At 67.7% G+C, this 21,962-nt stretch carries 22 protein-coding genes; 2 read left to right on the plus strand and 20 right to left on the minus strand.

All coding sequences use genetic code 11. From position 1 onward, the window contains the following. Positions 1-50: 50 nt before the first annotated feature. On the plus strand, positions 51-3,035 hold the full coding sequence (locus D3869_RS11380; RefSeq protein WP_137140134.1) for a hybrid sensor histidine kinase/response regulator: 2,985 nt from the start codon (positions 51-53) through the stop codon (positions 3,033-3,035). A 40-nt stretch (positions 3,036-3,075) separates the two neighbouring features. Here D3869_RS11380 and D3869_RS11385 read toward each other — a convergent pair whose 3' ends face one another. The 12 genes from D3869_RS11385 to D3869_RS11440 form a co-directional block, all read right to left on the minus strand. Continuing rightward, entirely contained in the window at positions 3,076-5,067 is a 1,992-nt protein-coding gene (locus D3869_RS11385; protein WP_137140135.1) for a methyl-accepting chemotaxis protein, read from the minus strand. 215 nt (positions 5,068-5,282) lie between these two features. Then, on the minus strand, positions 5,283-5,582 hold the full coding sequence (locus tag D3869_RS11390; protein WP_094305908.1) for a hypothetical protein: 300 nt from the start codon (positions 5,580-5,582) through the stop codon (positions 5,283-5,285). Positions 5,583-5,805: 223 nt separating this feature from the next. Continuing rightward, on the minus strand, positions 5,806-6,099 hold the full coding sequence (locus tag D3869_RS11395) for a ferredoxin family protein (protein ID WP_094305907.1): 294 nt from the start codon (positions 6,097-6,099) through the stop codon (positions 5,806-5,808). After that, complete coding sequence (locus tag D3869_RS11400; protein WP_137140136.1) at positions 6,096-7,397, minus strand: FAD-dependent oxidoreductase; 1,302 nt, start codon at positions 7,395-7,397, stop codon at positions 6,096-6,098. The genes D3869_RS11395 and D3869_RS11400 overlap by 4 nt, the downstream gene beginning before the upstream one ends. Before the next feature lie 30 nt (positions 7,398-7,427). Beyond that, positions 7,428-8,507: an electron transfer flavoprotein subunit alpha/FixB family protein gene (locus D3869_RS11405; RefSeq protein ID WP_137140137.1), complete on the minus strand. Its 1,080-nt coding sequence runs from the start codon at positions 8,505-8,507 to the stop codon at positions 7,428-7,430. A 39-nt stretch (positions 8,508-8,546) separates the two neighbouring features. Continuing rightward, positions 8,547-9,398, minus strand: a complete 852-nt coding sequence (locus D3869_RS11410) for an electron transfer flavoprotein subunit beta/FixA family protein (RefSeq protein ID WP_137140138.1) — start codon at positions 9,396-9,398, stop codon at positions 8,547-8,549. Positions 9,399-9,743: 345 nt separating this feature from the next. Continuing rightward, complete coding sequence (gene nifW / locus D3869_RS11415; RefSeq protein WP_137140139.1) at positions 9,744-10,067, minus strand: nitrogenase-stabilizing/protective protein NifW; 324 nt, start codon at positions 10,065-10,067, stop codon at positions 9,744-9,746. A 17-nt stretch (positions 10,068-10,084) separates the two neighbouring features. Beyond that, positions 10,085-10,963 (minus strand): serine O-acetyltransferase, encoded by an 879-nt coding sequence (cysE, locus tag D3869_RS11420; RefSeq protein ID WP_211114939.1) that lies wholly within the window; start codon positions 10,961-10,963, stop codon positions 10,085-10,087. 13 nt (positions 10,964-10,976) lie between these two features. Next, positions 10,977-12,122: a homocitrate synthase gene (gene nifV, locus D3869_RS11425; protein ID WP_137140140.1), complete on the minus strand. Its 1,146-nt coding sequence runs from the start codon at positions 12,120-12,122 to the stop codon at positions 10,977-10,979. 247 nt (positions 12,123-12,369) lie between these two features. Continuing rightward, positions 12,370-13,587: a cysteine desulfurase NifS gene (gene nifS / locus D3869_RS11430; RefSeq protein ID WP_137140141.1), complete on the minus strand. Its 1,218-nt coding sequence runs from the start codon at positions 13,585-13,587 to the stop codon at positions 12,370-12,372. 3 nt (positions 13,588-13,590) lie between these two features. Next, entirely contained in the window at positions 13,591-14,508 is a 918-nt protein-coding gene (nifU, locus tag D3869_RS11435) for a Fe-S cluster assembly protein NifU (RefSeq protein WP_137102561.1), read from the minus strand. Between the two features lie 48 nt (positions 14,509-14,556). Beyond that, the gene (locus tag D3869_RS11440; protein ID WP_014239772.1) at positions 14,557-14,937 is read right to left on the minus strand and encodes a HesB/IscA family protein; all 381 of its coding nucleotides are present in this window, start codon (positions 14,935-14,937) and stop codon (positions 14,557-14,559) included. 281 nt (positions 14,938-15,218) lie between these two features. On the opposite strand from D3869_RS11440, the gene D3869_RS11445 reads away from it, so the two are divergent. Next, positions 15,219-15,716, plus strand: a complete 498-nt coding sequence (locus D3869_RS11445; RefSeq protein WP_137140142.1) for a hypothetical protein — start codon at positions 15,219-15,221, stop codon at positions 15,714-15,716. A gap of 100 nt (positions 15,717-15,816) precedes the next feature. On the opposite strand, the gene D3869_RS11450 is transcribed toward D3869_RS11445, so the two are convergent. The 8 genes from D3869_RS11450 to nifE all read right to left on the minus strand — a co-directional run bounded on the left by D3869_RS11450 (position 15,817) and on the right by nifE (position 21,776). After that, positions 15,817-16,590: a hypothetical protein gene (locus D3869_RS11450; protein ID WP_137140143.1), complete on the minus strand. Its 774-nt coding sequence runs from the start codon at positions 16,588-16,590 to the stop codon at positions 15,817-15,819. 90 nt (positions 16,591-16,680) lie between these two features. Beyond that, positions 16,681-17,274: a nitrogen fixation protein NifQ gene (locus tag D3869_RS11455; RefSeq protein WP_137140144.1), complete on the minus strand. Its 594-nt coding sequence runs from the start codon at positions 17,272-17,274 to the stop codon at positions 16,681-16,683. A gap of 59 nt (positions 17,275-17,333) precedes the next feature. Continuing rightward, positions 17,334-17,627, minus strand: a complete 294-nt coding sequence (gene fdxB / locus D3869_RS11460; protein ID WP_094305894.1) for a ferredoxin III, nif-specific — start codon at positions 17,625-17,627, stop codon at positions 17,334-17,336. A 192-nt stretch (positions 17,628-17,819) separates the two neighbouring features. After that, complete coding sequence (locus D3869_RS11465) at positions 17,820-18,026, minus strand: CCE_0567 family metalloprotein (protein ID WP_094305893.1); 207 nt, start codon at positions 18,024-18,026, stop codon at positions 17,820-17,822. A 10-nt stretch (positions 18,027-18,036) separates the two neighbouring features. Further along, entirely contained in the window at positions 18,037-18,501 is a 465-nt protein-coding gene (locus D3869_RS11470) for a NifX-associated nitrogen fixation protein (RefSeq protein ID WP_137140145.1), read from the minus strand. 4 nt (positions 18,502-18,505) lie between these two features. Then, a complete protein-coding gene (nifX, locus tag D3869_RS11475; RefSeq protein ID WP_137140146.1) occupies positions 18,506-18,907 on the minus strand; it encodes a nitrogen fixation protein NifX in 402 nt (133 codons plus the stop codon). 47 nt (positions 18,908-18,954) lie between these two features. Continuing rightward, positions 18,955-20,367, minus strand: coding sequence for a nitrogenase iron-molybdenum cofactor biosynthesis protein NifN (nifN, locus tag D3869_RS11480; RefSeq protein WP_137140147.1), 1,413 nt, complete (start codon positions 20,365-20,367; stop codon positions 18,955-18,957). 5 nt (positions 20,368-20,372) lie between these two features. Then, complete coding sequence (gene nifE / locus D3869_RS11485) at positions 20,373-21,776, minus strand: nitrogenase iron-molybdenum cofactor biosynthesis protein NifE (protein WP_137140148.1); 1,404 nt, start codon at positions 21,774-21,776, stop codon at positions 20,373-20,375. Positions 21,777-21,962 lie beyond the last annotated feature (186 nt).

Here is a 21,962-nt window from a genome sequence, read left to right on the forward strand (position 1 = left end):
TGTGATATCCTCCCGCGACCGGAGGCTGCCGGCGGTGCGGAGGGAGTTCGATGAGCGACGAGTTTCTTTTCGCCGACGACGAGCCGGGTATCGAGGCCGAGACGGCGAAGGAAGCGACGCCGGAGCCCGCCGATCCCTGGATCATCCTGATCGTCGACGACGACCCGGCCATCCACGCGACCACCAAGATGGTGTTGCGCGGCTTCACCTTCGAAGGCCGCCCGGCGCAGTTCCTGTCCGCCGGCACCGCGGCCGAGGCGCGCAGCCTGCTGGAGCAGAATCCGGCCATCGCCGTGGTGCTCCTGGACGTGGTGATGGAATCCGACGACGCCGGCCTTCGGCTGGTGCGCATGATCCGCAGCGAGCTGAACAACCGGCGCGTCCGCATCATCCTGCGCACCGGTCAGCCGGGGCAGGCGCCGGAACGCGACGTCATCCTGAACTACGACATCAACGACTACAAATCGAAGACGGAGCTGACGGCGCAGAAGCTGTTCACCTCGGTCGTCGCCGCCCTGCGCGGCTATCAGGACATCACCGCCATCGAGGACCACCGCCTGGGGCTGGAGCGCATCCTGGACGCCTCCTCCGCCCTGCTCGACAAGCGGACCATGGCGGAGTTCGTCCGCGGCGCGGTGTCGAAAATCGCCGAGATCTGCCCGCCCTGCGACGGCATTGCCCTGTGCAGCCGCTGGACCGGGGAGGAGGCCGACGGCGCCGCGCGCGATCCGCTGGTGCTTGGGGCCGGCGGCATTCACGCGGCGGCGGAGGGCAAGCCGGTGCGCGCCGCCCTGCCGGCGGAGGCGGCGGAAGCGGTGGCCCAGGCGCTGGCCGACGGGCGGAACCGCTACGAGCGGGAGCGCAGCCTGCTGGTCTTCCGCTCCACCTCGCGGCACCACGACACGGTGTTCCACGTCAGCCACCGCCGCCCCTTGACCGAGGACGAGCGGCGGTTGCTGGAGGTCTTCTGCTCCAAGGTCGCGGTCGGCTTCGACAACGTGCATCTGTACGAGGAGCTGACCGCGCTGAACCGCAACCTGGAAAGCCAGGTGGCCGACCGCACCCGCGAGCTGGTCGCCGCCACCGAGGCGGCGGAGGCCGCGCGGGCGGAGGCGGAGGCTGCCAACCAGGCCAAATCGCTGTTCCTGGCGACGATGAGCCACGAGATCCGCACCCCGATGAACGGCGTCCAGGGCATGCTGGAGCTGCTGGAATACACGCCGCTGACCGCCGAGCAGCAGGAGCTGGTCGCGGTCGTGCGCGATTCGGCGGGGGCGCTGCTGACCATCATCAACGACATCCTGGACTTCTCCAAGATCGAGGCCGGGCGGCTGGACCTGGAGAGCGCCCCGGTGTCGCTGTCCGCGGTGGTGGAGGGGGTGGCGGAGACGCTGGCCCCGGCGGCGCGGCAGAAGGACCTGACGCTGGTCACCTACGTCGATCCCGACCTGCCGCCGCTGGTCATGGGCGATTCGGTGCGCATCCGGCAGGTGCTGTTCAACATCGCCGGCAACGCGGTGAAGTTCACTCCCTCCGGCTCGGTGCGCATCCGCGCCGAACTGGCGCGTTTCGAGGATGGGCGGGCGACCATCCGGATCACCGTGACCGACACCGGCATCGGCATCGCCAGGGAGGCGCAGGCCCAGCTCTTCCGCCCCTTCACCCAGGCGGAGGCCTCGATCACCCGGCGCTTCGGCGGGACCGGGCTGGGGCTGTCGATCTGCCGCCGCCTCGCCGAACTGATGGGCGGGGAGGTCGGGGTGGCGAGCGAGCCGGGCCGCGGCTCCACCTTCTGGTTCACCTTCACCGCCGATCTTGCCCCGGACGGCGACGCCGCGGGTGTCGGGGCACCGCCGCTGGCCGGGCTGTCGGTGCTGCTCCTGGCCGCCGACGCGGAGGAGCGGCAGTTCCTCGCCCGCTATCTGAGCACCGACGGCGCCGTGCTTCTGGACGCGCCGGACGCGGCGGCCGGGATGCGGGCGCTGCCGCCGGGCACGCCCTGCGACGTCGTGGTGACCACCGCCGAGGCGGATTTGCCGGCGCTGGACGCCGCCGCGCCGGGGCTGGCGCGCGGTCAGGTTCTGCTGGGCGGGCGCGGCGCCCTGATCGACGCGGTCGCGCTGGCACGCCCGGTGCGGCGCGGCCATCTGGTGCGCGCCGTGCTGGCCGCCGCGGGCCGCGGGCCGGCGGTGGAGGCCGAGGCGGGGCATCCCGGAGCGGTCCCGGCCTCCGCCGCGGGGGATGGAGCCGCATCCCCGCCGCGCATCCTGGTGGCCGAGGACCACCCGACCAACCGGCAGGTCATCCAGCGGCAGCTCGCCCTGCTCGGCCAGACGGCGGATTTGGCCGAGGACGGCGTCCAGGCGCTGGCCCTGTGGCGCGACGGTGATTACGCGCTGCTGCTGACCGACTGCCAGATGCCGGAGATGGACGGCTTCGAGCTGACCCGTCTGATCCGTGCCGAGGAGGCGGCGAGCGGGCGCCCGCGCCTGCCCATCATCGCCGTCACCGCCAACGCCATGGCCGGCGAGGCGCAGCGCTGCCTGTCCGCCGGGATGGACGACGCCCTGTCGAAACCGGTGGAGATCGGCCAGCTGCGCCGCCTTCTGGACCGCCACCTGCCGTCCCGCCCCGCCGCCGAATCGGCACCGCCTCCCTCCGCGTCCGCGTCCGCGGCGCCGGACCCCGGACCCGATGGGCCGCCCATCGACGTGGGCGTTCTGGCGACGCTGTTCGATGGGGACATGGCGTTCGTCGGGCAGTTGCTGCAGGAGTTCATCGTTTCCAACAGCGCCAGCCGCGACCGCCTCGTCGCCGCCCACGAGGCGGAGGACTGGGACGTCGTGCGGCAGGCGGCGCACAAGCTGGCCGGTTCCTCCCGTACGGTGGGCGCGCGGGACTTGGCGGCGGCGAGCGACGCCATCGAGCTGGCCTGCGTCGATCGCCGGCTGGACGGCATCGGCGCGCTGGTCGCCCGCGCCGATCGGGAGTTGGGGCGCGCGGCCGCCTATATCCACGGCCTGGGGCCGGCCTGACCGTCGGCGCAGGCCTCCCTCTCCCCCGTCGAACGCCCTATCAAGCGGCCATCGGCTGCAGGGCGCGCTCGCGGACCAGCGCGTCGAAGCGCTGTTTGAAGCCGGCCTTCGCCTCGTCCGGCAGCTCGAAACGGACATGGCAGCTCTGGGCATCCACCGCCACGACGGTGAAGGGCAGGGGCACGCCGAAGCCGTCGATGTGCAGCGCGCCGTGCGCGCCGTTCGCGGCGCCGTCCCAGACCTGCAGCGCGGCGCCGCTGCAGGACAGGTTCTGGACGCGGCAGATCCGGCTGCCGACGGGGGTTTCGGCGCGGGCGGGGGAGTCCACCGCGTAGCGGGTCCCACGGCGGCGATCGACTTCGCTCATCGAGGTGCGGACGACCCGGATCAGGATACCGCGCAGTTCGTCGATGCTTCCGGAGACGTCGTCGGCGATGAGGCGCACGTCGGCGGCGTGGTCACCGGTGGTCTTCGCCTCGCTCGACACCTCGGCGATCCGGCGGGAGACTTCGCGCGCGGCTTCGGCGGTCTGGTTGACGCTGCGGCTGATCTCCTGGGTCGCGGCGGCCTGTTCCTCCATCGCCGCGGCGATCGCTCCGGCCACCTGATCCACTTCGGCGATGCTGCCGGTGATGGTGGAGACGGCGGCCACGGCGCCGCTGGTCGCCGCCTGGATCTCGCCGATCTGCTTGGCGATGTCCTCCGTCGCCTGTGCGGTCTGGCTTGCCAGATGCTTGACCTCGCTGGCCACCACGGCGAATCCCTTGCCGGCCTCGCCGGCCCTTGCCGCCTCGATGGTGGCGTTCAGCGCCAGCAGATTGGTCTGGCTCGCGATGTTCTGGATGAGTTGGGCGACGTCGCCGATTCTCTGCACGGCGTCGGACAGCGACTGGATGGTGCCGCGCGCCTGAGTGCCCTTTTCCACGGCGACGCGGGTGATGCTGCTGGCCTGCGCCACCTGGGTGCCGATCTCGCGGATCGAGGCGGCCAACTCCTCCGAGGCGGCGGCGACGGTCTGGGCGTTGCGCAGGGCCTGCTCGGCGGCGGTGGCCACGGACCGGCTGTTCGCTCCGACCGCGCTCGCCGATTGGGCCATGGCCGTGGCGTTGCGCTCCATCTGCCCGGTGCGTTCGGACACCTGGTCCACGGCGTTGCGGGTTTCGCGCTCCACCGTCTGCGCCATGCTCTCCAGCGCGTCGCGCTTGGCGATCTCGGCCTGCTCGCGCTGGCGTTCCTGCTCCCGGCGCATGCGCTGGTTCTCCAGCCCGTTGGCTTTGAACACCTCGACCGCGCGGGCCATCGCGCCGATCTCGTCGCGCCCGCCGGTCGCCGGCACGGCGGTGTCGTGGTCGCCCGCGGCGATGCGCCGCATCGTCTCGGTGAGCCGCGCCACCGGCCTCACGACGCGGAGCACCACCACCGCCATGCCCAGGATCACCATCACGGCGCCGATCCCCAGGAGCACCAGCGAGGTCAGCTCGGCGGTGGCGTGGGTGGCCTGAGCCTCCGCGTAGCGCTCCCCGGCGACCCGCACCTGAAGGTCGATGAGTTGGCTGATGCCGTCGGTGACGGGATCGATCGTCTGGTACAGTTCGCTCTTCACGTAGGTGTCGAGCGCAGCGGTGTCCTGACCCGACAGGACGCCGATCAGCCGTTCCACCGCCGCGTCGGCTTTGGCCATTTCCGGCTTGATCCCATTCACCAGCGCCGTCTCCTCCGGGTCGAGGTTGGTGCCGAGATAGGCGTTCCAGCGCTCGCGAATGTCATCCTTGGCCTTGCGGATGGAGGACAGGCTTTCGTCCCAGCTGAAGTTGCCATTGCGCGCCTTGTGCGAGGCATCGACGATGAAGACGGCGTAGGCGTCGGAAATGATCTTGAGGTCCCGCAAGGGCAGAACGCGCTCATCGTGAACGGTGCGGAGATTCTCGTTCGCCACGTTGAGCGCGCGCAGCCCCGTCAGGTCGCTCAGCGCCAGCAGGACGCCCAACAGGCTGAGAACCGAGAGCAAAATGAATTTGATGGTGAGTCGCATGGCGCGTTCCCTTCTTGCAGCGGATTCAGATCCACTTGCTTGCGTTTTTTTCCGAGCGCCAATGTGAGCTTCAATAAGTAAAAAAAGTTAAAAGGCCGCCGCTATTCCTTCGTTGTAAGCGGTTATATGGTTGATGTCGGGCGGCGGCCTTTTCTATATCTCTCGGACGTTATGCTCCCTGTTGTTCTTCATCATAGAGAGGGTTTGGGAAAATTTCAGTGAACCTTTATTTCATTGCCGTGGTCCCGGCGATAAATGTGCACATGGTAGGCGGCCATCGGGTTGCCCCGGACATACTCGACCAGCCGCCGCTCCGTGTCCGGCGTGGCGTTGCGGATCAGCATCTGCCAGGCCGGCTCCATGGTGGCGCGCTGGGTCTCGTTGTGCGGCAGCATGATGAAGCCTGCCCATTCCGGCCGGAAGTCGGCCAGATAGCTTTCGGCGTAATGGCGCATCATGGACGCGTCGTTGACGTTGACCGACTTCATGTTCTCGAAGCAGACACGAAGCTGCATGTTCCGTCTCCCTCGTTCCGCGGGTCTCGATACAACGGATATGTGCAGCGTCCATCCCTTGTGCACCCGTCGACCGTGCTGAAAATTCGGGTGGGAGCGCCGATCCCCGCCGACAAAGAAAACCCCTCCCCGCGGAGCGGGAAGGGGTTTCAGTCATGGCGGATAGGAGAGGGAGACGACCGGCGGACCAGCGGCGTAGGCCGTAGGACCGCCGGTGCGTTCCTCAACCAAACTTATAACTGATGCCGTAGCCGCCCCGCGGGTAGTCCCACTGAATATTTTCCTTGTCCTGGCAGACCACGCGGCAGGTGCCGCATTCCAGGCAGCCGTCGGTGGCCAGCGTCACGCTGCCCGTCTCGTTCTTCGTGTAGCAGGCGGCCGGGCAGCAGACGGTGCAGGCCTGGGACTCGCAGGACTTGCACACCGCGTCGTTGCGGATCTGGATGTGCGGTCGGCTCTCGTCCACGATGTAGCGGTTCTGGTACAGCTTCTCTTCGATCTTGACCACGATGCTCATCGCACGGCCCTCACCAGCTTGATTGCGTCGCCGACCAGACCCATGATCGAGCGCTTCTTGACGAAGGACTTCATGATCTCCTTCTCCTTCGTCTTCTTGTCCACGCTGTCCACGGTGAACCAGCTGTGGGCGGCGGCGGTCAGCGTGTCGGGATAGGCGCCGAAGAACTGCTTGTTCTCGTGCATGATGCCCGGCAGGTTCCGGTACTTCTTCAGGTCCTTCATGATGAAGCTGTCGTCCAGCTTCTTCTTGTAGGCGGCGAGGTTGGCGGCGTTGCAGGGCTTGCCGGCCTGCTTCAGCTCGATCACCGTCTCCGCCGCCATGCGGCCCGACGCCATGGCGAGGTTGGAGCCCTCGCGGTGGGCGGCGTTGTTGAAGTGGGCGGCGTCGCCGACCACCATCCAGCCGTCGCCGTAGAGCTGCGGAACCGCCTTGTAGCCGCCCTCGGGGATCATGTGGGCGGCGTATTCCTTCATCTCCGCCCCTTCGATCAGCGGCTTGATGACGGGGTGGTTCTTCAGGTCCTCCAGCATCTTGTAAGGCGGGATGGAGCCCTCCTTGAAGTCGGAGATCAGGCAGCCGATGCCGATCGTCAGCGATTCCTTGTTGGTGTAGAGGAACGCGGTGCCGACCATGCCCTTGGTCACCTTGCCCATGATCTCGATGACCACGCCCTCCTCGTCCTTCAGGCCGAAGCGCTGCTGGATCAGCTCGGGATCGATGAACAGGATCTCCTTGACCGCCAGCGCGACGTTCTGCGGCGCCAGCTCCTGCTGGAAGCCGGTGCGGCGGGCGAGCAGGGCGTTCACGCCGTCGGCCATGATGACGACGTCGGCGTGGATCTCGCCGCCCTCGCGGTCGGTGCGCACGCCGATCACCTTGCCGGACGCGTCGCGGATCAGCTCCGTCACCGTGGTCTCGCAGATCTGCAGGCCGCCGGCCTCGCGGATCTTCTCGGAGAACCACTTGTCGATGTTGGCGCGGATGATCGTGTAGCGGTTCGGCTTGTCGCTGTTGAAGGCGTCCGAGCGGTAGTTGGTGCCGATGTAGTTGTCGTCGCCGAGCAGCCAGATGCGCTGTTCGATGATGTGGCGCTCGGTCGGGCAATCCTCGCGGAAGTCCGGGATGATCTTCTCCAGCTCGGCGGCGTACATGATGCCGCCCTGGACGTTCTTGGCGCCGGGATACTCCCCGCGCTCGAGCTGAAGAACGTTGAGGCCCTGCTTGGCCAGCGTGTAGGCCGCCGCGTTGCCGGACGGGCCGGCACCGATGACGATGGCGTCGAACTTTTCGACCATGGTCCTGTTGGCTCCTGTTCGTCCGGTAGTTCAGCCGGCCAGCCGGTTGACCGAGAGGCGCTTGCCGAAAGCGTCGGTCAGGGCCGGCAGGATGGTCAGCGCGTCGCCGACCAGCCCGAGATGGGCGAAGTCGAAGATCGGCGCGTTGGGATCGGTGTTGATGGCCAGGATCAGGTCGGACTTCTCCATGCCGACCCGGTGCTGGATGGCGCCGGAGATGCCGGCGGCGATGTAGAGCTTCGGGCGCACCGTCTTGCCGGTCTGCCCAACCTGCCGGTCGAAGCCGGTCCAGCCGGCCTGGACCAGAGGACGGGTCACCCCGACCTCGCCGCCCAGAACCTTGGCAAGGTCGAAGACCAGCTTCAGGTTCTCCGGCTTGCCCAGCCCCTTGCCCCCTGCCACGATGATGTCGGCGAAGGCGAGCTGCGCCTCGTTCTGCTCGCGGTCGGCGATGAAGCTCAGCACCTTGGTGATGACGTCGTCCTCGCGCAGCGCCGGGAACACCTCGACCACGCGGCCGGTGCGGCTGTCGTCGCGGTCGGGCATGGACATCACGCGCGGTCGCACCGTGGCCATCTGCGGGCGGTAGGCCAGCGTCTGGATGGTGCAGAGCAGGGTGCCGCCGAAGGTCGGGCGGGTGGCCGCCAGCGACCGGTTGTCCATGTAGATGTCCAGCTCGGTGCAGTCGGCGGTCAGGCCGGTGGCGAGCGTGGTGGCGATGGCGCCGGCGAGGTCGCGGCCCAGCGTGGTGGCGCCCAGCAGCACGATCTCCGGCTTGTAGGTGTTAACCACGTCGGTCATCACCCGCGTGTAGGGATCGGTGCGGTAGTCGGCCAGGACCGGGTCGGTCACCTTGTAGACGACGTCGGCGCCGTAGGTGAAGGCGTCGCCGCAGATGGCGTTCAGCTCCGGGCTGTCGGCGCCCAGCACCACGGCCCCCACCTCGACCCCCAGCTTGTCGGCGAGCTTGCGGGCCTCGCCCACCAGCTCCCACGACACGGAATGGACGGAGCCGCGCTCCTGCTCCACGATCACCCAGATGCCCTTGTATTCCTTCAGGTGCTCGGGCAGTTGGAACTTGCGTCCCTGCGGCTTGCTTGGTTCGCTCATCGGGATGTCTCCGGCGGAGGATTCGTCAGGAACGGCGCGTCACAGCCCGGCGGCGGCGCGGGCGAGCAGCTCGTCGGCGAGTTTCGGCTGGGCGCCGAAGATGGCTTCGACCGCGGCGGCGGCCTGGGCCTCGGCGGTGGGGGCCTCGGCCTCGACCATCGTCGCCTTCTGGGCGCGCGGCTTCGGCACGAAGACCTTCGACACGACGGTGGGCGAGCCCTTCAGCCCGACCTTCGTCTCTTCGGCGCCGGTGGTGTCCTTGTTCCACGTCTTCAGGCCGTAGCGGGCGGCGCGGAACATGTCGTCCATCTTGCCGAAGCGGATGGTGTTCGTGCCTTCCAGCATCGTGATCATGCAGGGCAGGGCGGTCTTCAGCACCTGCACGCCGCCTTCGGAGCGGCGGTGCACGACGATCTCTCGGGCGCCCTGGTCGATCGATTCGATCTTCGTGATGTAGGTGAGCTGCTGGAAGCCCAACCGCGTGGCGATGCCCGGACCGACCTGCGCGGTGTCCCCGTCGACCGTCTGCTTGCCGCAGAAGACCAGATCGACCGTCTCCTCCTCCGACAGCTTCTTGATGGCGGAGGTCAGGGCGTAGGAGGTCGCCAGCGTGTCCGACCCGGCGAACTTGCGGTCGGTCAGCAGCACCGCGTCGTCGGCACCCAGCGACAGCGCCTTGCGCAGCGAGGTTTCGGCCATCGGCGGCCCCATGGTCAGGACGGTGACGCGGGCGCCGACCTTGTCCTTGATCCGCAGCGCCTCCTCCAGCGAGAAGAGGTCGAAGGGGTTGATGATGGCCGGGACGCCCTGACGCATGATCGTGTTCGTCACGGGGTGGATGCGGATCTGGGCGCTGTCGGGCACCTGTTTGATACAGACAACGATGTGCATCCCGGTCTCCTTGACATTCCGCCGCCTGTCGCGCGGCGTGGCTATGGTCCTACCAGCAAGCGGCGTGCCAGATTTGCGCATATGCGGTAAGTGTTTGAATTTGATTGGTTTTCCCTCTGTTGAGAGATTGTCGCAAAAACGACAAAGAACGGACGTGTCGGCTTCTCAACAGGGGCTTCCGCCCCGGCCGGACCGGACTCCCGACCCGGTCCGGCCTCTGTCGCCTACCGGACAAATCCGACAAGGCCGCACAAGGCGCGGAGGATGGCCGGATAGCGAAACGGCCCGCGGACGCTCGCCGGGGGCGGGTCCGCAGGCCGTTTTGGCGTTGAACGACGGAAGGGGTCAGGTCGGCAGCAGGGTGTCCAGCGGGACGAAACGGTCGGCCATCCGCTTGGCCTCCTCCTGGTGGACCTTGAAGGTCTTCTCGGCGATGGCGTTGGACACCACAAAGTCCTGGTAGGCGCGCTGCAGATGGGCGCCGTAGCGGGCGGCCATGCCGTCGTCGTCCAGCCCCTCCATGCCGGTGTCGGCCGACAGATAGTCGTGGAAGCGCTGCAGGATGTGCAGGCGGTTCACGTTCACCACACGCTGCTCGTAAGTGACGCCGAGGAAGCGCAGGAAGTCCTCCGCGGTCTCCAGATCCTCCAGATCGTCCTTGAAGCTCATGGCGGGGTCCTTTCCGTTCAGATGACGTAATGATCGGCGCGCGCGCCGGTGTCGTGGTTGGCGTGATTGCGGTCGCCGCAGGCGTCCTGGTCGCACAGGTTGCCGCAGCTCCGGCAGACGATCCCGTCGAGCGGCAGCTCGTCCAGCCGGATGGCGCTCAGCGGCGGGGCGGGGTGGAGCGGGGCGGGGCGCGTGGCCTCCTCCGCCGCGTGGGCCTCCAGCCGGGCCTCGATGCGGTTGATGTGGTCGATCAGGCAGGCGATGGCCTTGCCGACCGGGTCGGGCATCAGATGGTGGTCGAGGTCGATGCCGTGGGCGGCCAGCCGGCGCTGGGTGTCCGGACGGACGACGCGGCCGGGGATGCCGACCACCGTCATGCCCTCCGGCACGTCCTTGGTCACCACCGAGTTGGCGCCGACGCGGCAGTGGGCACCGACGGTGATCGGCCCCAGGATCTTGGCCCCGGACCCGACCAGCACGCCGTCGCCCAGCGTCGGGTGGCGCTTGCCCTTGGTCCAGGAGGTGCCGCCCAGCGTCACGCCGTGATAGAGCGTCACGTCGTCGCCGATCTCCGCCGTCTCGCCGATGACGACGCCGGCCCCGTGGTCGATGAAGAAGCGGCGGCCGATGGTGGCGCCGGGGTGGATGTCGATGTTGGTCAGCGCGCGGGCCAGATAGGACAGGAAGCGCGCCGGCCAGCGCAGACCCCGCCGCCACGCGGCGTTGGACAGCCGGTGGACCACCAGCGCGTGGATGCCGGGATAGCAGGTCAGCACGTCGAGGACGTTGCGCGCCGCCGGATCGCGGTCGAAGACGCAGGCGACGTCCTCGCGCAGCAGCTGCCACAGGCTGGTGTCCGTCATGGCGAGGTCCGGGTGGGCGTCGATCGCGGCCATGGGGTCCTCCGGATCACGAGGAGACGACATTCCAGCGGGTGGCGTCGTCGTGGAAGGCGCGCAGCTCCTCCGCCGTCGGGGCGCGCTTGGCGCGGGTGGCGAGGGCGCGGACCCGCGGCAGCACCGCCTGGGCGGTGGCGTCGTCGCAGGCGATGCCGAGTTGGCCGTAGGCCATCTTCACCCCCGCCGTGCCGGAATGCTTGCCCAGCACGATGCGGTGCTCGCGCCCCACCTCGGCGGGGTCGAAATTCTGGTAGGTGGCGCGGTCGCGCAGCAGCCCGTCGACGTGGATGCCGGCCTCGTGCGTGAAGACGGCGTCGCCGACGATCGACTTGTTGACCGCCACCGGTCGGTTGGACGCGCGCTCCACGAGGTCGGAGATCGCGCCCAGCGCGCGGGTGTCCACCCCGCAGTCCTGCCCGTAGAGCACCTTCAGCGACACCACCACCTCCTCCAGCGGGGCATTGCCGGCGCGCTCGCCCAGGCCGTTGACGGTGGTGTTGACGTGGGTCGCCCCGCCCAGCACGGCGGCCAGCGAGTTGGCGTTGGCGAGGCCGAGGTCGTCGTGGGCGTGGATCTCGATCTCCAGGTCGGTGGCCCGGCGCAGCCGTTCGATGCAGGCGCGCGTCTGGAAGGGATCGAGCACGCCCAGCGTGTCGGCGAAGCGGAAGCGGCGGGCGCCGGCCTCCTGCGCCACGGTCGCGGCGGCGATCAGGAAATCCATGTCGGCGCGCGAGGAATCCTCGCCGCCCAGGCTGACCTCCAGCCCGTGGTCGCGGGCCGTCTTGACCTTGCGTTCGATTTCCGCCAGGGCCCAGGCGCGGCTGCGCTTCAGCTTCTTGGTGATGTGGATGTCGGAGACGGGCATCGACAGGTTGACGGTGCCGACCTTGCAGTCCAGCGCCGCCTTCAGGTCGGTGTCGTGCATGCGGCACCAGACCATCAGCCGGGCTTTCAGCCCCAGCGCGGCCACGGCGCGGATGCCCTCGCGCTCCTCCGGGCCCATGGCGGGGATGCCGATCTCCAGCTCCGGCACGCCGGCCTCGTCGAGCGCGCGGGCAATGGCGATCTTCTCGTCGAGCGTGAAGGCGACCCCCGCCGTCTGCTCCCCGTCGCGCAGCGTCGTGTCGTTGATGATGGTGGAACCGGCCATCGGCATGACGTGAGCCTCGATGCGAATGCGTCGCGGTGGTTGCCCCCTCCCTGACCCTCCCCCGCTTCGCGGTGGAGGGGATTGAAGGCCCTCTCCTGCGAAGCGGGGGAGGGAGGGGACCCACGCATTGGGGAGGGTGGGGGCAACGGAGCCAGGGTGTTGTGTCGCAGACCGGGCCGGGGAACCGCGTCCCGGCGGGTGTCGTCGGGCGGGTTGCCGGGGCACGGGCCCGGCCCGGCCTGCGATCTCGGTGTTACGAGTAAACCGGGGCGAACTCCTTCGGTGCGCCCGCCTGCGACCAGTAGGGCGACAGCGAGCGCAGCTTCGCGATGATGCCGGGGACCACCGCGATCACCCGGTCGATCTCCTCCTCGGTCGTCTCGCGCGACAGGGAGAAGCGGGTGGCGCCGTGGGCGGCGGTGTAGGGCACGCCCATCGCCCGCATCACGTGGCTCGGCTCCAGCGACCCGGAGGTGCAGGCCGATCCCGACGAGGCGGCGATGCCGGCCTCGTTCAGCAGCAGGAGGATCGCCTCGCCCTCGATGTACTCGAAGGCGACGTTGCAGGTGTTGGGCAGGCGGTTGGCCGGGTTGCCGGTGACGAAGCAGTTGGGAACGGCGGCCAGGATGGCCTGCTCCAGCTTGTCGCGCAGCGCCTTCACCCGCGTGTTCTCGTCGGTCATGTGCATGAGCGCGAGCTGTGCGGCCGCCCCCAGCCCGACGATGCCCGGCGCGTTCTCCGTGCCGGCGCGGCGCGAGCGCTCCTGGTGGCCGCCGCGCAGCATCGGGCGGAAGCGCAGGCCGCGCTTGACGTAGAGCGCGCCGATGCCCTTGGGCGCGTGCAGCTTGTGGCCGGACAGCGACAGCATGTCCACCGCGCTGGTGGCGAGCGTCATCGGGATCTTGCCGACCGCCTGCACCGCGTCGGTGTGGAACACCGCGCCGGCGGCCTTGGCGAGCTGGGCCAGCTCCTCGATCGGGAAGATCGTCCCGGTCTCGTTGTTCGCCCACATGATCGAGACGATGGCGACGTCCGGCCCCAGCGCCGCCTTGTAGGCGTCGAGGTTGAGGTTGCCCCGGTTGTCCACGCCGATGCGGTGGACGGTGTAGCCGCGCTTCTTCTCCAGATAGTCGCACAGCGCCAGCACCGCGGGATGCTCGACCACGCTGGTGACGATGCTCTTCTTCTTCGGATAGGCCTCCAGCACCGACAGGATGGCGGTGTTGTCGCTCTCCGTCCCGCCGGAGGTGAAGACGATCTCGCTGTCATGGGCGGCGCCGAGGAGCGCCTGCACCTGCTTGCGCGCCCATTCGATCTTGCCGCCCACCGCGGCGCCGAAGCCGTGCATGGAGGAGGGGTTGCCGAACTGCTCGGTGAACAGCGGCAGCATCTCCGCCAGCACTTCCGGATCGACGCGGGTGGTGGCGTTGTTGTCGAGGTAGATTCCCAATTGGACGGTGTTCGCGGTCATGGCTCAGGCCCCCACCGGCAGGAGGGAGGCGGGCTTGACGCGGACGAACTCACCCAGCGCCTCGACCAGCTTGGCCTGCACGCCCATCATGGTGCCGGCGGACTGCGAACAGCCGGAGCAGGCGCCGGTCAGGCGGACGTAGATGTCCTTGCCGTCGATGTCCACCAGCTCCACGTCGCCGCCGTCGCGCTGGATCTGCGGGCGCAGCTCCTCGATGGCGAACATGATCTTCTGCATGCGCTGCACGTTGGTCAGCTTGGCCGGGGCGGCCTCGGCCTTCGGGGCCAGCGGCTTGATGGCGTCCAGCCCGACCGTGCCGGGGGCGTGGGGCTTGGGCGGGGCCAGCGCGCCGGTCTTGGCGAGCACGGCCTCCAGCACCTCCTCGATCTTCTCGTGGCAGGTCTGGCAGGAGCCGCCGGCCTTGGTGTAGTGGGTGACCTCCTCCAGCGTGGTCAGGCTGTTGACGGTCACCGCGCGCTCGATCATCGCCGCGTCGATGCCGAAGCACTTGCAGACCAGCTCGCCTTCCTCGTGGTCGTCGACCCACTCCTCGCCCTTGAAGTTGGCGATGGCGGCGCGGAGCGCCTCGGCGCCCATGACCGAACAGTGCATCTTCTCCGGCGGCAGGCCGCCCAGATACTCGGCGATGTCGCGGTTGGTGACGGCCAGCGCCTCGTCCACCGTCTTGCCGATGATCATCTCCGTCAGCGCCGACGAGGACGCGATGGCCGAGCCGCAGCCGAAGGTCTGGAACTTCGCGTCCTCGATGACCTGGCTGTCGGGGTTGACCTTCATCATCAGCTTCAGGGCGTCGCCGCAGGTGATCGACCCGACCTCGCCCACGGCGTTCGCCTCATCCAGCGCGCCGGCGTTCTTCGGGTTGAAGAAGTGTTCCTTGACCTTGTCGGTGTAGTTCCACATGACGCCTTGCCTTTCCCGCGTTACCGGGTGGGGGGAGAGTGTTCGGGGTTAGTGGGCGGTGCCGCAGCCGCCGGCCGCCGGCGCGGAGGAGCAGCTTCCCCCCGGCCCCGCCGAGAAGGACTTGCCGCAGCCGCAGCTGCCCGTCGCGTTCGGGTTGTCGAACTTGAAGCCCGCGCCCTCGACCCCTTCGACGAAATCGACCACCACGCCGGTCAGGAAGGGCTGGCTGGTCGGATCGACGAAGATCGTCACCGGGCCGAAGGTCAGCACGGCGTCTTCATCGCCCGCCGTGGCCTCCAGCCCCATCTGGTACTTCATGCCGGCGCAGCCGCCGTCGGCCACCGCGATGCGCAGTCCGGCCGCGGCGCCGCCGGATTTCGCCAGCACGCGCTCCAGGGTGTTCACCGCCGCATCCGTCAGGGTCACCATGTCTGCCGCCTCCAAATGCTCCGTCGGGCATGCCGACCGATCCTGGTCGTAGGATCAGCAAGCAGCGTGCCAAACTATAAGCTATTGATTTTCAATGATTGTCAGGTCGGCCGGCTGACGCCTTCCCGACAATTGTCGGGTCGGGGCCATGTCGGGTTTGCGACATCCTGCGACGAAAGGACGCACAATTGTTTTATGGTCTTTTGCGAAACCCGCTTGCGGCCCATACAGGATTGTCGGTCGGGCGCACGGTTTCGCGAAACAACGGAAGGGGGCGGGTGATGGAGCGGCCGGTCGAATTGCGGATGTCCAACGGGCGCATGGCCTTCGGCGAGGTGCCCGAGCACATCGACGAGAAGCTGCAGGAGGCGGTGAAGGCCCGTCCCGACGCCGCGGCCTGCGAGGCCCTGCTGTGGGAGGCGCACCGGATGGGGCCGCGCGTGCTGCCGGTCTTCTACGCGCTCTATAAATTCTACTTCAACCGCAAGCGCTTCGCGGACGCGGAGCGGGTGGCGACGATCGGGCTGGACGCCGCGGCGCGCGAAGGCGGCTATGCCGGGGACTGGCGGAGCCTGCGCGCGGACAGCACGGATTGGACGAAGGAAGGGCCGCCGCGCTTCACCCTCTTCACGCTGAAGGCGCTGGCCTTCATCAGCCTGCGCAGCGGGCGCGTGGAGGAGGCGAGGGGCATCCTTGCCAAGCTGGCCGAGATCGACCCGCAGGATCAGGTCGGCTACGGCGTCATCGCCGCTCTGGCCCGCGGGATCGAGACGGAATAGGGGAGGGTTTCCGTCCGGTTGCCCATAAAGGGCCCCATGAAGGTCCCCGTGCGGGATGACACCGGCCAACGCGCGTGGAGGAATGTCATCCCGTGACGGTTCAGCCCGTTCTGCCGACAATCATCAGCCGGGTGACGGCCTTTGTCTGGTCGCCGATGGCTTTGACGATGGAGGACAGAGGAACCGTGATCTGCCACCCCGCCGTTGGATCGCGCACCAGAGCCCACGGCTCGAATTCGTTGCCGATCAGCCGGGAATAGACCGCGTCCACGATGATGTAGTGGCCGCCGACCGTGTAGATGTAGGACTCCTTCATGATGGCGCCGGATGTGATCCAGGCCTCGACCCGCTGCTCGTCCTTGCTGTCGGAGCAACCGTTCGCGTCGATCACCAGCTGCCAGGGGCTTCCCTCGAAATACTCTTCCGCTTCAATCACCAAATCGGTGTCGCTCTTGAGGGATGGCAGATCCTGCGTGCTTATGTAACGCTCTGCATTCCAGAAATTGTTGTCGAGCCCCAACATCGCGGCGCAGGTGCTTCCGCAATTGTTTCTGCCGATTTGCTGAAGAACCCAATAGCCGATTTTGGTTTTGAACGCGGCTCCCGCCACGTATTTGTATGTCTTCTTTTCTTCAAAATCAAACTCATCCATCAGCAGTAATTTTGCTGCAACGGTCGCATCGATGGTTAGTGTTTGGTAGTCGTCCATGCTGTATTTTTCGGGAATGTACCAACGGAATTGCAGGTTCGTTAATCGAATGAAATTCTCTTCGGTGAATTCCTCCCAGCCGCCTTGCTTGTTCAAGGCAAAGTACGGCAACCGCCCCAAAATGTTGTTGTAGCCGGCGATGTTCCGGTTTTCGCTCTTCCGCATGGTCGTCCGCTCCGTGGATTCACCATATCCGGCTCGGATCATGGCTGTTGACTGGACGACGCGTCGGGGAAGGCTGTGAACGGCAAGCTTCTATTCGGCGGCTCCGAAACAGACCGCTTCGGCGCCGCAATCGCGGCAGACCGGGGCGCCGCAGGGGATCAATCCATCCCGCGCGCAGAGGAAACGAAAGAGAAAGACCTTCCACCGCGTGCCGGTGGCGTTGAGGAGCGCCAGGGATTCGAAATGGCGCTCCATCAGCGCCGCGAGATGGCTCGGGCCGGCCAGCCCGAGGTCCCGCCACAGCTCGCCGTCGTCCAGCATCGCCCGCGCGACGATCGCGGCGAGCCATTCCTCCTCCTCGATGCCCAGCGAGCGGTGGGCGAGCAGGAGAGCGGCGATGTCGTCCACCTCGCCGCGAAGCAGCGGGGGCAGGAGAGCGGTGGGGGAGCTGTCGGGAACCGGCAGGCCGGTCGCGAAGGCGCCGGGAAAGTAGCGGTCGAGAAGCTGGCCAAGCGCCCGGTCGTCGAGGCCCAGCGCGCCCGGACCCGCCGGCCAGCGGCGGGCCAGGATGCAGGCGAACAGATGCGCGTCGAAGACGTTGCAGCGTCCCTGGCGGTCGGTCAGCCAACGGTACAGCTGCGTGGTGTCGCCCGCCCCCGGCGGGGCGGCGTGCAGGATGCCCATGGCGTGGGTCCTCCGGGGGCGGGCGGCCGTCAGGCCGTCGTCGATAGTGAGGGCGGCCCTCAGGCCGCCTGGGGCAAGTGGGTGATGCAGTTCTTGGAGCAGACCTTGCCGCAGCTTTCGCAGCCGATGCAGTTGCCGGCGTTCTTGACGCTCATGACCTTCTTCTCGGCCTCGTCGTCGAAGGCGTCGACGATGTCGCCGTCCTCGGTGATGCCGATCAGTTCCAGCACGTCGCGGCCGCAGACCTTGAAGCAGCGGCCGCAGCCGATGCACATCTTCTGGTCGACGCTTTCCACGAATTTCGGCGTCCAGGCGGCGCCGCCGCGGGTGGTGCCGGTCACGAACTCAGCCATCGTCTGCTCCTCAATCGGGCTTGGTGTGGGGGTGTTTGTTGGAGTGCGCGCGCTGCCGTTGCCCCCACCCCGGCCCTCCCCCGCTGGGCGGGGGAGGGTGCCTTCTGCGAAGCGGCGGCAGTCCCCTCCCCTGCGAAGCGGGGGAGGGTCAGGGTGGGGGTAAGGTGTCCAAACAGGCGTTCAAGCAAGCGTTCAGGCGGACGCCTTCTCCAGCGCCTTCAGCTCGGCGCGCTTCTCGGTCAGGGTCTTGTAGGCGTCGTAGGTCTCCTGGGCGACCTGGAGGATCGACTGCCAGTTCTGCGGCAGCTCCTCCGACAGGTCGTGCAGGTCCATCTTCTTCTGGGTCGCGCGGGCGTTGAGCTTCTTGACCTCGTCCTTCAGGGCGTCGATGTCGGACATGGCGGAATCCTCATAGATCGGCGACGTCGGGATATTTGCGGATCAGCGCGACGGCCTCCTCGACGATCTTGGCGCCGTCGGCGGCCAGCTTCTCCAGCGACGGGAAGCCGAAGCGGTGGACGTCGCGCAGATGCTTCGACACCACGACCAGCCGGCCGGTGGTCAGCACCATGCGGCCGAAGCCCTCGTGGCTCATCTTCATGATGGGGGAGGCGATGTGGCCGGTCTGCTTCTCGACCGTGATGCCGACGGCCTTGTAGAACAGCTCCAGCCGCCACAGCGTGTCGGGGTCCGGGTCGCCCATGATCGGGATGGCGGCGCGGGCCTCCTTGTCGAGGATGAAGGGGGCGAGGATCGTTTCGTCGCTCTTGCCTTCCCAGGCGCCGTAGCTGTCTTCGGCGCGGAACAGCATGACCAGGGTTTTCAGGAAGGCCTCGGCGAGATCGCTCCCGGCGGCCACGGCGGTGTCGGTCATGCTCTCAATCCTCCTCGTCGAAGGCCAGCTCCTGCGGCTGGCCGGCGTTCAGGGCCTTGCGCAGCCAGGGCGGCGGGTTGCCGTTGATGGTTTCGACCAGACGGTCGAGCAGCGTGGTGATGCTGTCCGTGGCCTCCACCTTCACGGGGTGGATCTTCTTCGCCACCACGCGGGCGGCGGCGGAGGCGCCGATCGCCGACAGGTAGACGATGGCGCAGTCGGCCAGCGCGTCGAGCTTCGGGATCAGCTTGTCCTCGTTGCCGTCCTCGAACATCGAGCCGCCGAACTGGCAGGTCTCGACCATCGTGTAGCCGGCCTTGTCCACCTCGTAGACCACGATGTTCTTGGCCCACCCGAAATGCGCATCGACGTGCTGCATGTCCTGGGTGCAGAAAGCGACCTTCATGGAACCTCCTTTGCGGGGTCGGCCCTCCTCGGCCTGACCCACCACACTCAGCCGGCGCTGCATCCGCATGATCCGCTCCCGCAGTGCTGGCCGTGTTCATGCCCGTCCCCATGCGGATGACCGTGGGCATGCCCGTGGCCGTGCCCGTGCCCGTCGTGGTCCATCTCGCGGGACAGGAACAGGTTGCCGATTTCGAACAGAAGCTCGCGGGTGCCGCGGTAGCCGACATGAACCTTCAGCCCGGCGCCCAGCCGGTCGAACATGGGAAGCCCCATGCGGTGCAGCGGCACGCCGATGCGCGCGGCCCCCTGCCGCCCGTGCGAGTTCGACACGATCAGGTCGGCGTCGCGGGCCAGCGTCTCCACGTCGGAATGGTCGCCGACCATGACCGTCGCGGCCTTCAGCTTCTCCAGGACGGCGGTCTGGGTGGGGGAGACGGCGGCGATCACCTCCGCCCCCATCTCCGCCAGGAAGCTGGTGACGGCGTAGAGCAGGTCCGGCTCCAGCGCCACGGCGATCCGCTTGCGGCTGTAGAAGAAATGCCCGTCCAGCATGCCGTCGACCAGCGTCTCGCGCTGGCGCCGCAGCTTCGCCGGCACCGGGCGGCCCGACAGCTCCGACAGGGTGCGGACGAGGCGGTCCGACGCCTCCAGCCCGGTCAGCCGGTCGAAGAAGACGCTGCGCACGTCGGTCTTCAACTCGAGAGCGGCGGCGGCGACGCGCATGTGCTCGCCGATCACCAGCGTGGCCTCCGACGCGCCCATCGCCGCGATCTGTTCCACGGTCACGCCGCCCAGCGAGGTCGCCGTGAAGTCGTCCGGCTGGCGGCCCGACATGGACAGCGACAGGTCGGGCAGGAAGATCGGCGACAGGTCGAAGCTTTCGATGATGTCGCGCAACTCCTCGATGTCGCCCGGCGACAGGTGGCAGCCGGCCAGCACGTTGATCTGGCCCTTCACGGTCGTTTCCGACGGCTGGACCACCTCCTCGACGATGCCGGTCACCGCGGCGGAGAAGCCGTCCTCGAACCCGCCGGAGAAGTCCGGGGTGTTGGCGAAGACCAGCTTCAGGCCGGACAGCGCGGGGTTGCGCTGGCGGAACAGCGAATACTGCCCGGCCATGTCCTCGCCCTTGGTCTCGGTCACGCCGGTGGTGGCGACGCCGATCAGGGCGGGCGCGTTGCGCTCGTGGATGGTGCGGACGGCCTGCTCCAGATTCTCGTAGCCGCCGAGGATGGTGGAGACCTGATCCATCGCCGTGGTCTGGAGCGGGATGGCCTCGCGGAAATGGCGGACCAGCAGGACCAGCCCGAAGGCGGTGCAGCCCTGGCTGCCGTGGAACAGCGGCATGCAGCGGTCCACGCCGAGGAAGGCGAGCGCCGCGCCCAGCGGCTGGCTCATCTTCAGCGGGTTGGTGGCGGCCGCCTTGGCGGAGTGGGGGAAGCGCTGGATGTTGCCCATGGCGGTTACGCTCCCACCGGTTTGGCATCCGGTTTTAAGTCCCAGGGGGCGGCCAGACGCACCTGCCGCCAGATCGGGTTGGACAGGGTCTTGTCGATTTCCTCACACAGGTTGACGATGCCGTCATAGCCCGCGTAGGGGGTGTGGCGCTCCTGGTTCAGGTCGAGCCACGGCACCTTGGCCTTCAGCGCGATGAACTGCGACCGGCCGCCGGACATCATGATGTCGGCCTCGCTGTCGCGCAGCATCTTGTAGATGTCGCGGGGCTTCAGATCGTCCCACTGGTGGAACTCCTCGCCCTTCATCTTCTTGATGCGCTCCTTGTCCTCCTTGGTGGACTTCTTGGTGGAGGTGCCGACGATGGTCAGCCCGGCGCCTTCCAGCGCGTTGACCATCGACCAGCTCTTCACGCCGCCGGTGAACAGCAGGACGCGCTTGCCGTCGAAGCGCGGCTTGTAAGGCTCCAGGCGCCGCCAGACGCGGCTTTCCTCGCGGGCGATGACGCCCTCGGTGCGGTCGATGATCGCCTTGTCGGCGCCGCGCTCCACCAGCATGCGGGCCATGGTGCGCAGCGTGTCCGACATGTCCGACACGCCGTAGAAGGAGCCTTCGAAATAGGGGATGCCCCAGCGCTCCTGCATCTTGCGCCCGACATTCACCAGCGCCTGCGAGCAGACCACCATGGTCAGCCGCGCCCGATGGGCCTGCGCCACCTCGTTGTAGCGCCCGTCGCCGGAGATGCAGGACAGGATGCGGATGCCGATCTCGTCGAGCAGCGGCTTCACCAGCCACAGTTCGCCGGCCAGATTGTATTCGCCGACGATGCAGATGTCGGTCGGGGTCGTCACCTCCGGCTCCACCGTGCCGATGACGTGGTCGAGCAAGGTCTCGCCGGCCAGCTTGTTGCCCAGGTTCTTGGAACCGACGAAGCCCGGCGCCATCACCGGGATCACCGGCTTGCCCAGCTTCTTCGCGGCGAACTTGCAGACCGCCTCGATGTCATCGCCGATCATGGCGGGGACGCAGGTCTGGTAGACGAAGACCGCCGGCGGATCGTACTGCTGCACGATCTCCTTGATCGCCCGATAGAGCTTCTTCTCGCCGCCGTGGATGATGTCGAGTTCCGACATGTCCGTGGTGAAGCCGGTGCGGTAGAGCTGCGATCCCGACGACTTGGTGCCGCGGTTGTCCCAGGAATTGCCGAGGCAGGCGATCGGCCCGTGCACGAGGTGGGCGGCGTCGGCGATCGGCTGGAGCGCGATCATCGCGCCGTCATAGGCGCAGCCCCCGGCGGCGGCCCCCGGCTTCAGAGCCTTGGAGCACCCCTTCTTCCGCTCCTTCTCCGACTTGGCTTGGTTGGTGGAGCAACCCGGCTCGTTGAAGACGTCCTGGAGCTTTTCCTGGAGCATGACCTTCTCCCGCCATTGGCCGACATCGGCGCCTGTGGGCCAGTCGCCTGTAAGTCAGTCATATGCAGGAGGTGTGCCAAAGGGTGAGTTGTTTATATTCAATATGTTAAGATGAGAGGCCTCGTGTGCGATACCCGACAATCGCGGACTTTGTCGGGTATCGCACAGCGCGGGGCTTTGGCCGGC

Origin of the sequence: Azospirillum brasilense, from assembly GCF_005222205.1 — a bacterium.
Taxonomy (GTDB): Bacteria; Pseudomonadota; Alphaproteobacteria; order Azospirillales; family Azospirillaceae; genus Azospirillum; species Azospirillum brasilense_G.

Bases quoted from the DNA above. Each gene is read 5' to 3' on its own strand.
- D3869_RS11380 (WP_137140134.1), top strand. From the start codon at position 51: ATGAGCGACGAGTTTCTTTTCGCCGACGACGAGCCGGGTATCGAGGCC.
- D3869_RS11385 (WP_137140135.1), bottom strand. From the start codon at position 5,067: ATGCGACTCACCATCAAATTCATTTTGCTCTCGGTTCTCAGCCTGTTG.
- D3869_RS11390 (WP_094305908.1), bottom strand. From the start codon at position 5,582: ATGCAGCTTCGTGTCTGCTTCGAGAACATGAAGTCGGTCAACGTCAAC.
- D3869_RS11395 (WP_094305907.1), bottom strand. From the start codon at position 6,099: ATGAGCATCGTGGTCAAGATCGAAGAGAAGCTGTACCAGAACCGCTAC.
- D3869_RS11400 (WP_137140136.1), bottom strand. From the start codon at position 7,397: ATGGTCGAAAAGTTCGACGCCATCGTCATCGGTGCCGGCCCGTCCGGC.
- D3869_RS11405 (WP_137140137.1), bottom strand. From the start codon at position 8,507: ATGAGCGAACCAAGCAAGCCGCAGGGACGCAAGTTCCAACTGCCCGAG.
- D3869_RS11410 (WP_137140138.1), bottom strand. From the start codon at position 9,398: ATGCACATCGTTGTCTGTATCAAACAGGTGCCCGACAGCGCCCAGATC.
- nifW (WP_137140139.1), bottom strand. From the start codon at position 10,067: ATGAGCTTCAAGGACGATCTGGAGGATCTGGAGACCGCGGAGGACTTC.
- cysE (WP_211114939.1), bottom strand. From the start codon at position 10,963: ATGGCCGCGATCGACGCCCACCCGGACCTCGCCATGACGGACACCAGC.
- nifV (WP_137140140.1), bottom strand. From the start codon at position 12,122: ATGCCGATGGCCGGTTCCACCATCATCAACGACACGACGCTGCGCGAC.
- nifS (WP_137140141.1), bottom strand. From the start codon at position 13,587: ATGACCGCGAACACCGTCCAATTGGGAATCTACCTCGACAACAACGCC.
- nifU (WP_137102561.1), bottom strand. From the start codon at position 14,508: ATGTGGAACTACACCGACAAGGTCAAGGAACACTTCTTCAACCCGAAG.
- D3869_RS11440 (WP_014239772.1), bottom strand. From the start codon at position 14,937: ATGGTGACCCTGACGGATGCGGCGGTGAACACCCTGGAGCGCGTGCTG.
- D3869_RS11445 (WP_137140142.1), top strand. From the start codon at position 15,219: ATGGAGCGGCCGGTCGAATTGCGGATGTCCAACGGGCGCATGGCCTTC.
- D3869_RS11450 (WP_137140143.1), bottom strand. From the start codon at position 16,590: ATGCGGAAGAGCGAAAACCGGAACATCGCCGGCTACAACAACATTTTG.
- D3869_RS11455 (WP_137140144.1), bottom strand. From the start codon at position 17,274: ATGGGCATCCTGCACGCCGCCCCGCCGGGGGCGGGCGACACCACGCAG.
- fdxB (WP_094305894.1), bottom strand. From the start codon at position 17,627: ATGGCTGAGTTCGTGACCGGCACCACCCGCGGCGGCGCCGCCTGGACG.
- D3869_RS11465 (WP_094305893.1), bottom strand. From the start codon at position 18,026: ATGTCCGACATCGACGCCCTGAAGGACGAGGTCAAGAAGCTCAACGCC.
- D3869_RS11470 (WP_137140145.1), bottom strand. From the start codon at position 18,501: ATGACCGACACCGCCGTGGCCGCCGGGAGCGATCTCGCCGAGGCCTTC.
- nifX (WP_137140146.1), bottom strand. From the start codon at position 18,907: ATGAAGGTCGCTTTCTGCACCCAGGACATGCAGCACGTCGATGCGCAT.
- nifN (WP_137140147.1), bottom strand. From the start codon at position 20,367: ATGGGCAACATCCAGCGCTTCCCCCACTCCGCCAAGGCGGCCGCCACC.
- nifE (WP_137140148.1), bottom strand. From the start codon at position 21,776: ATGCTCCAGGAAAAGCTCCAGGACGTCTTCAACGAGCCGGGTTGCTCC.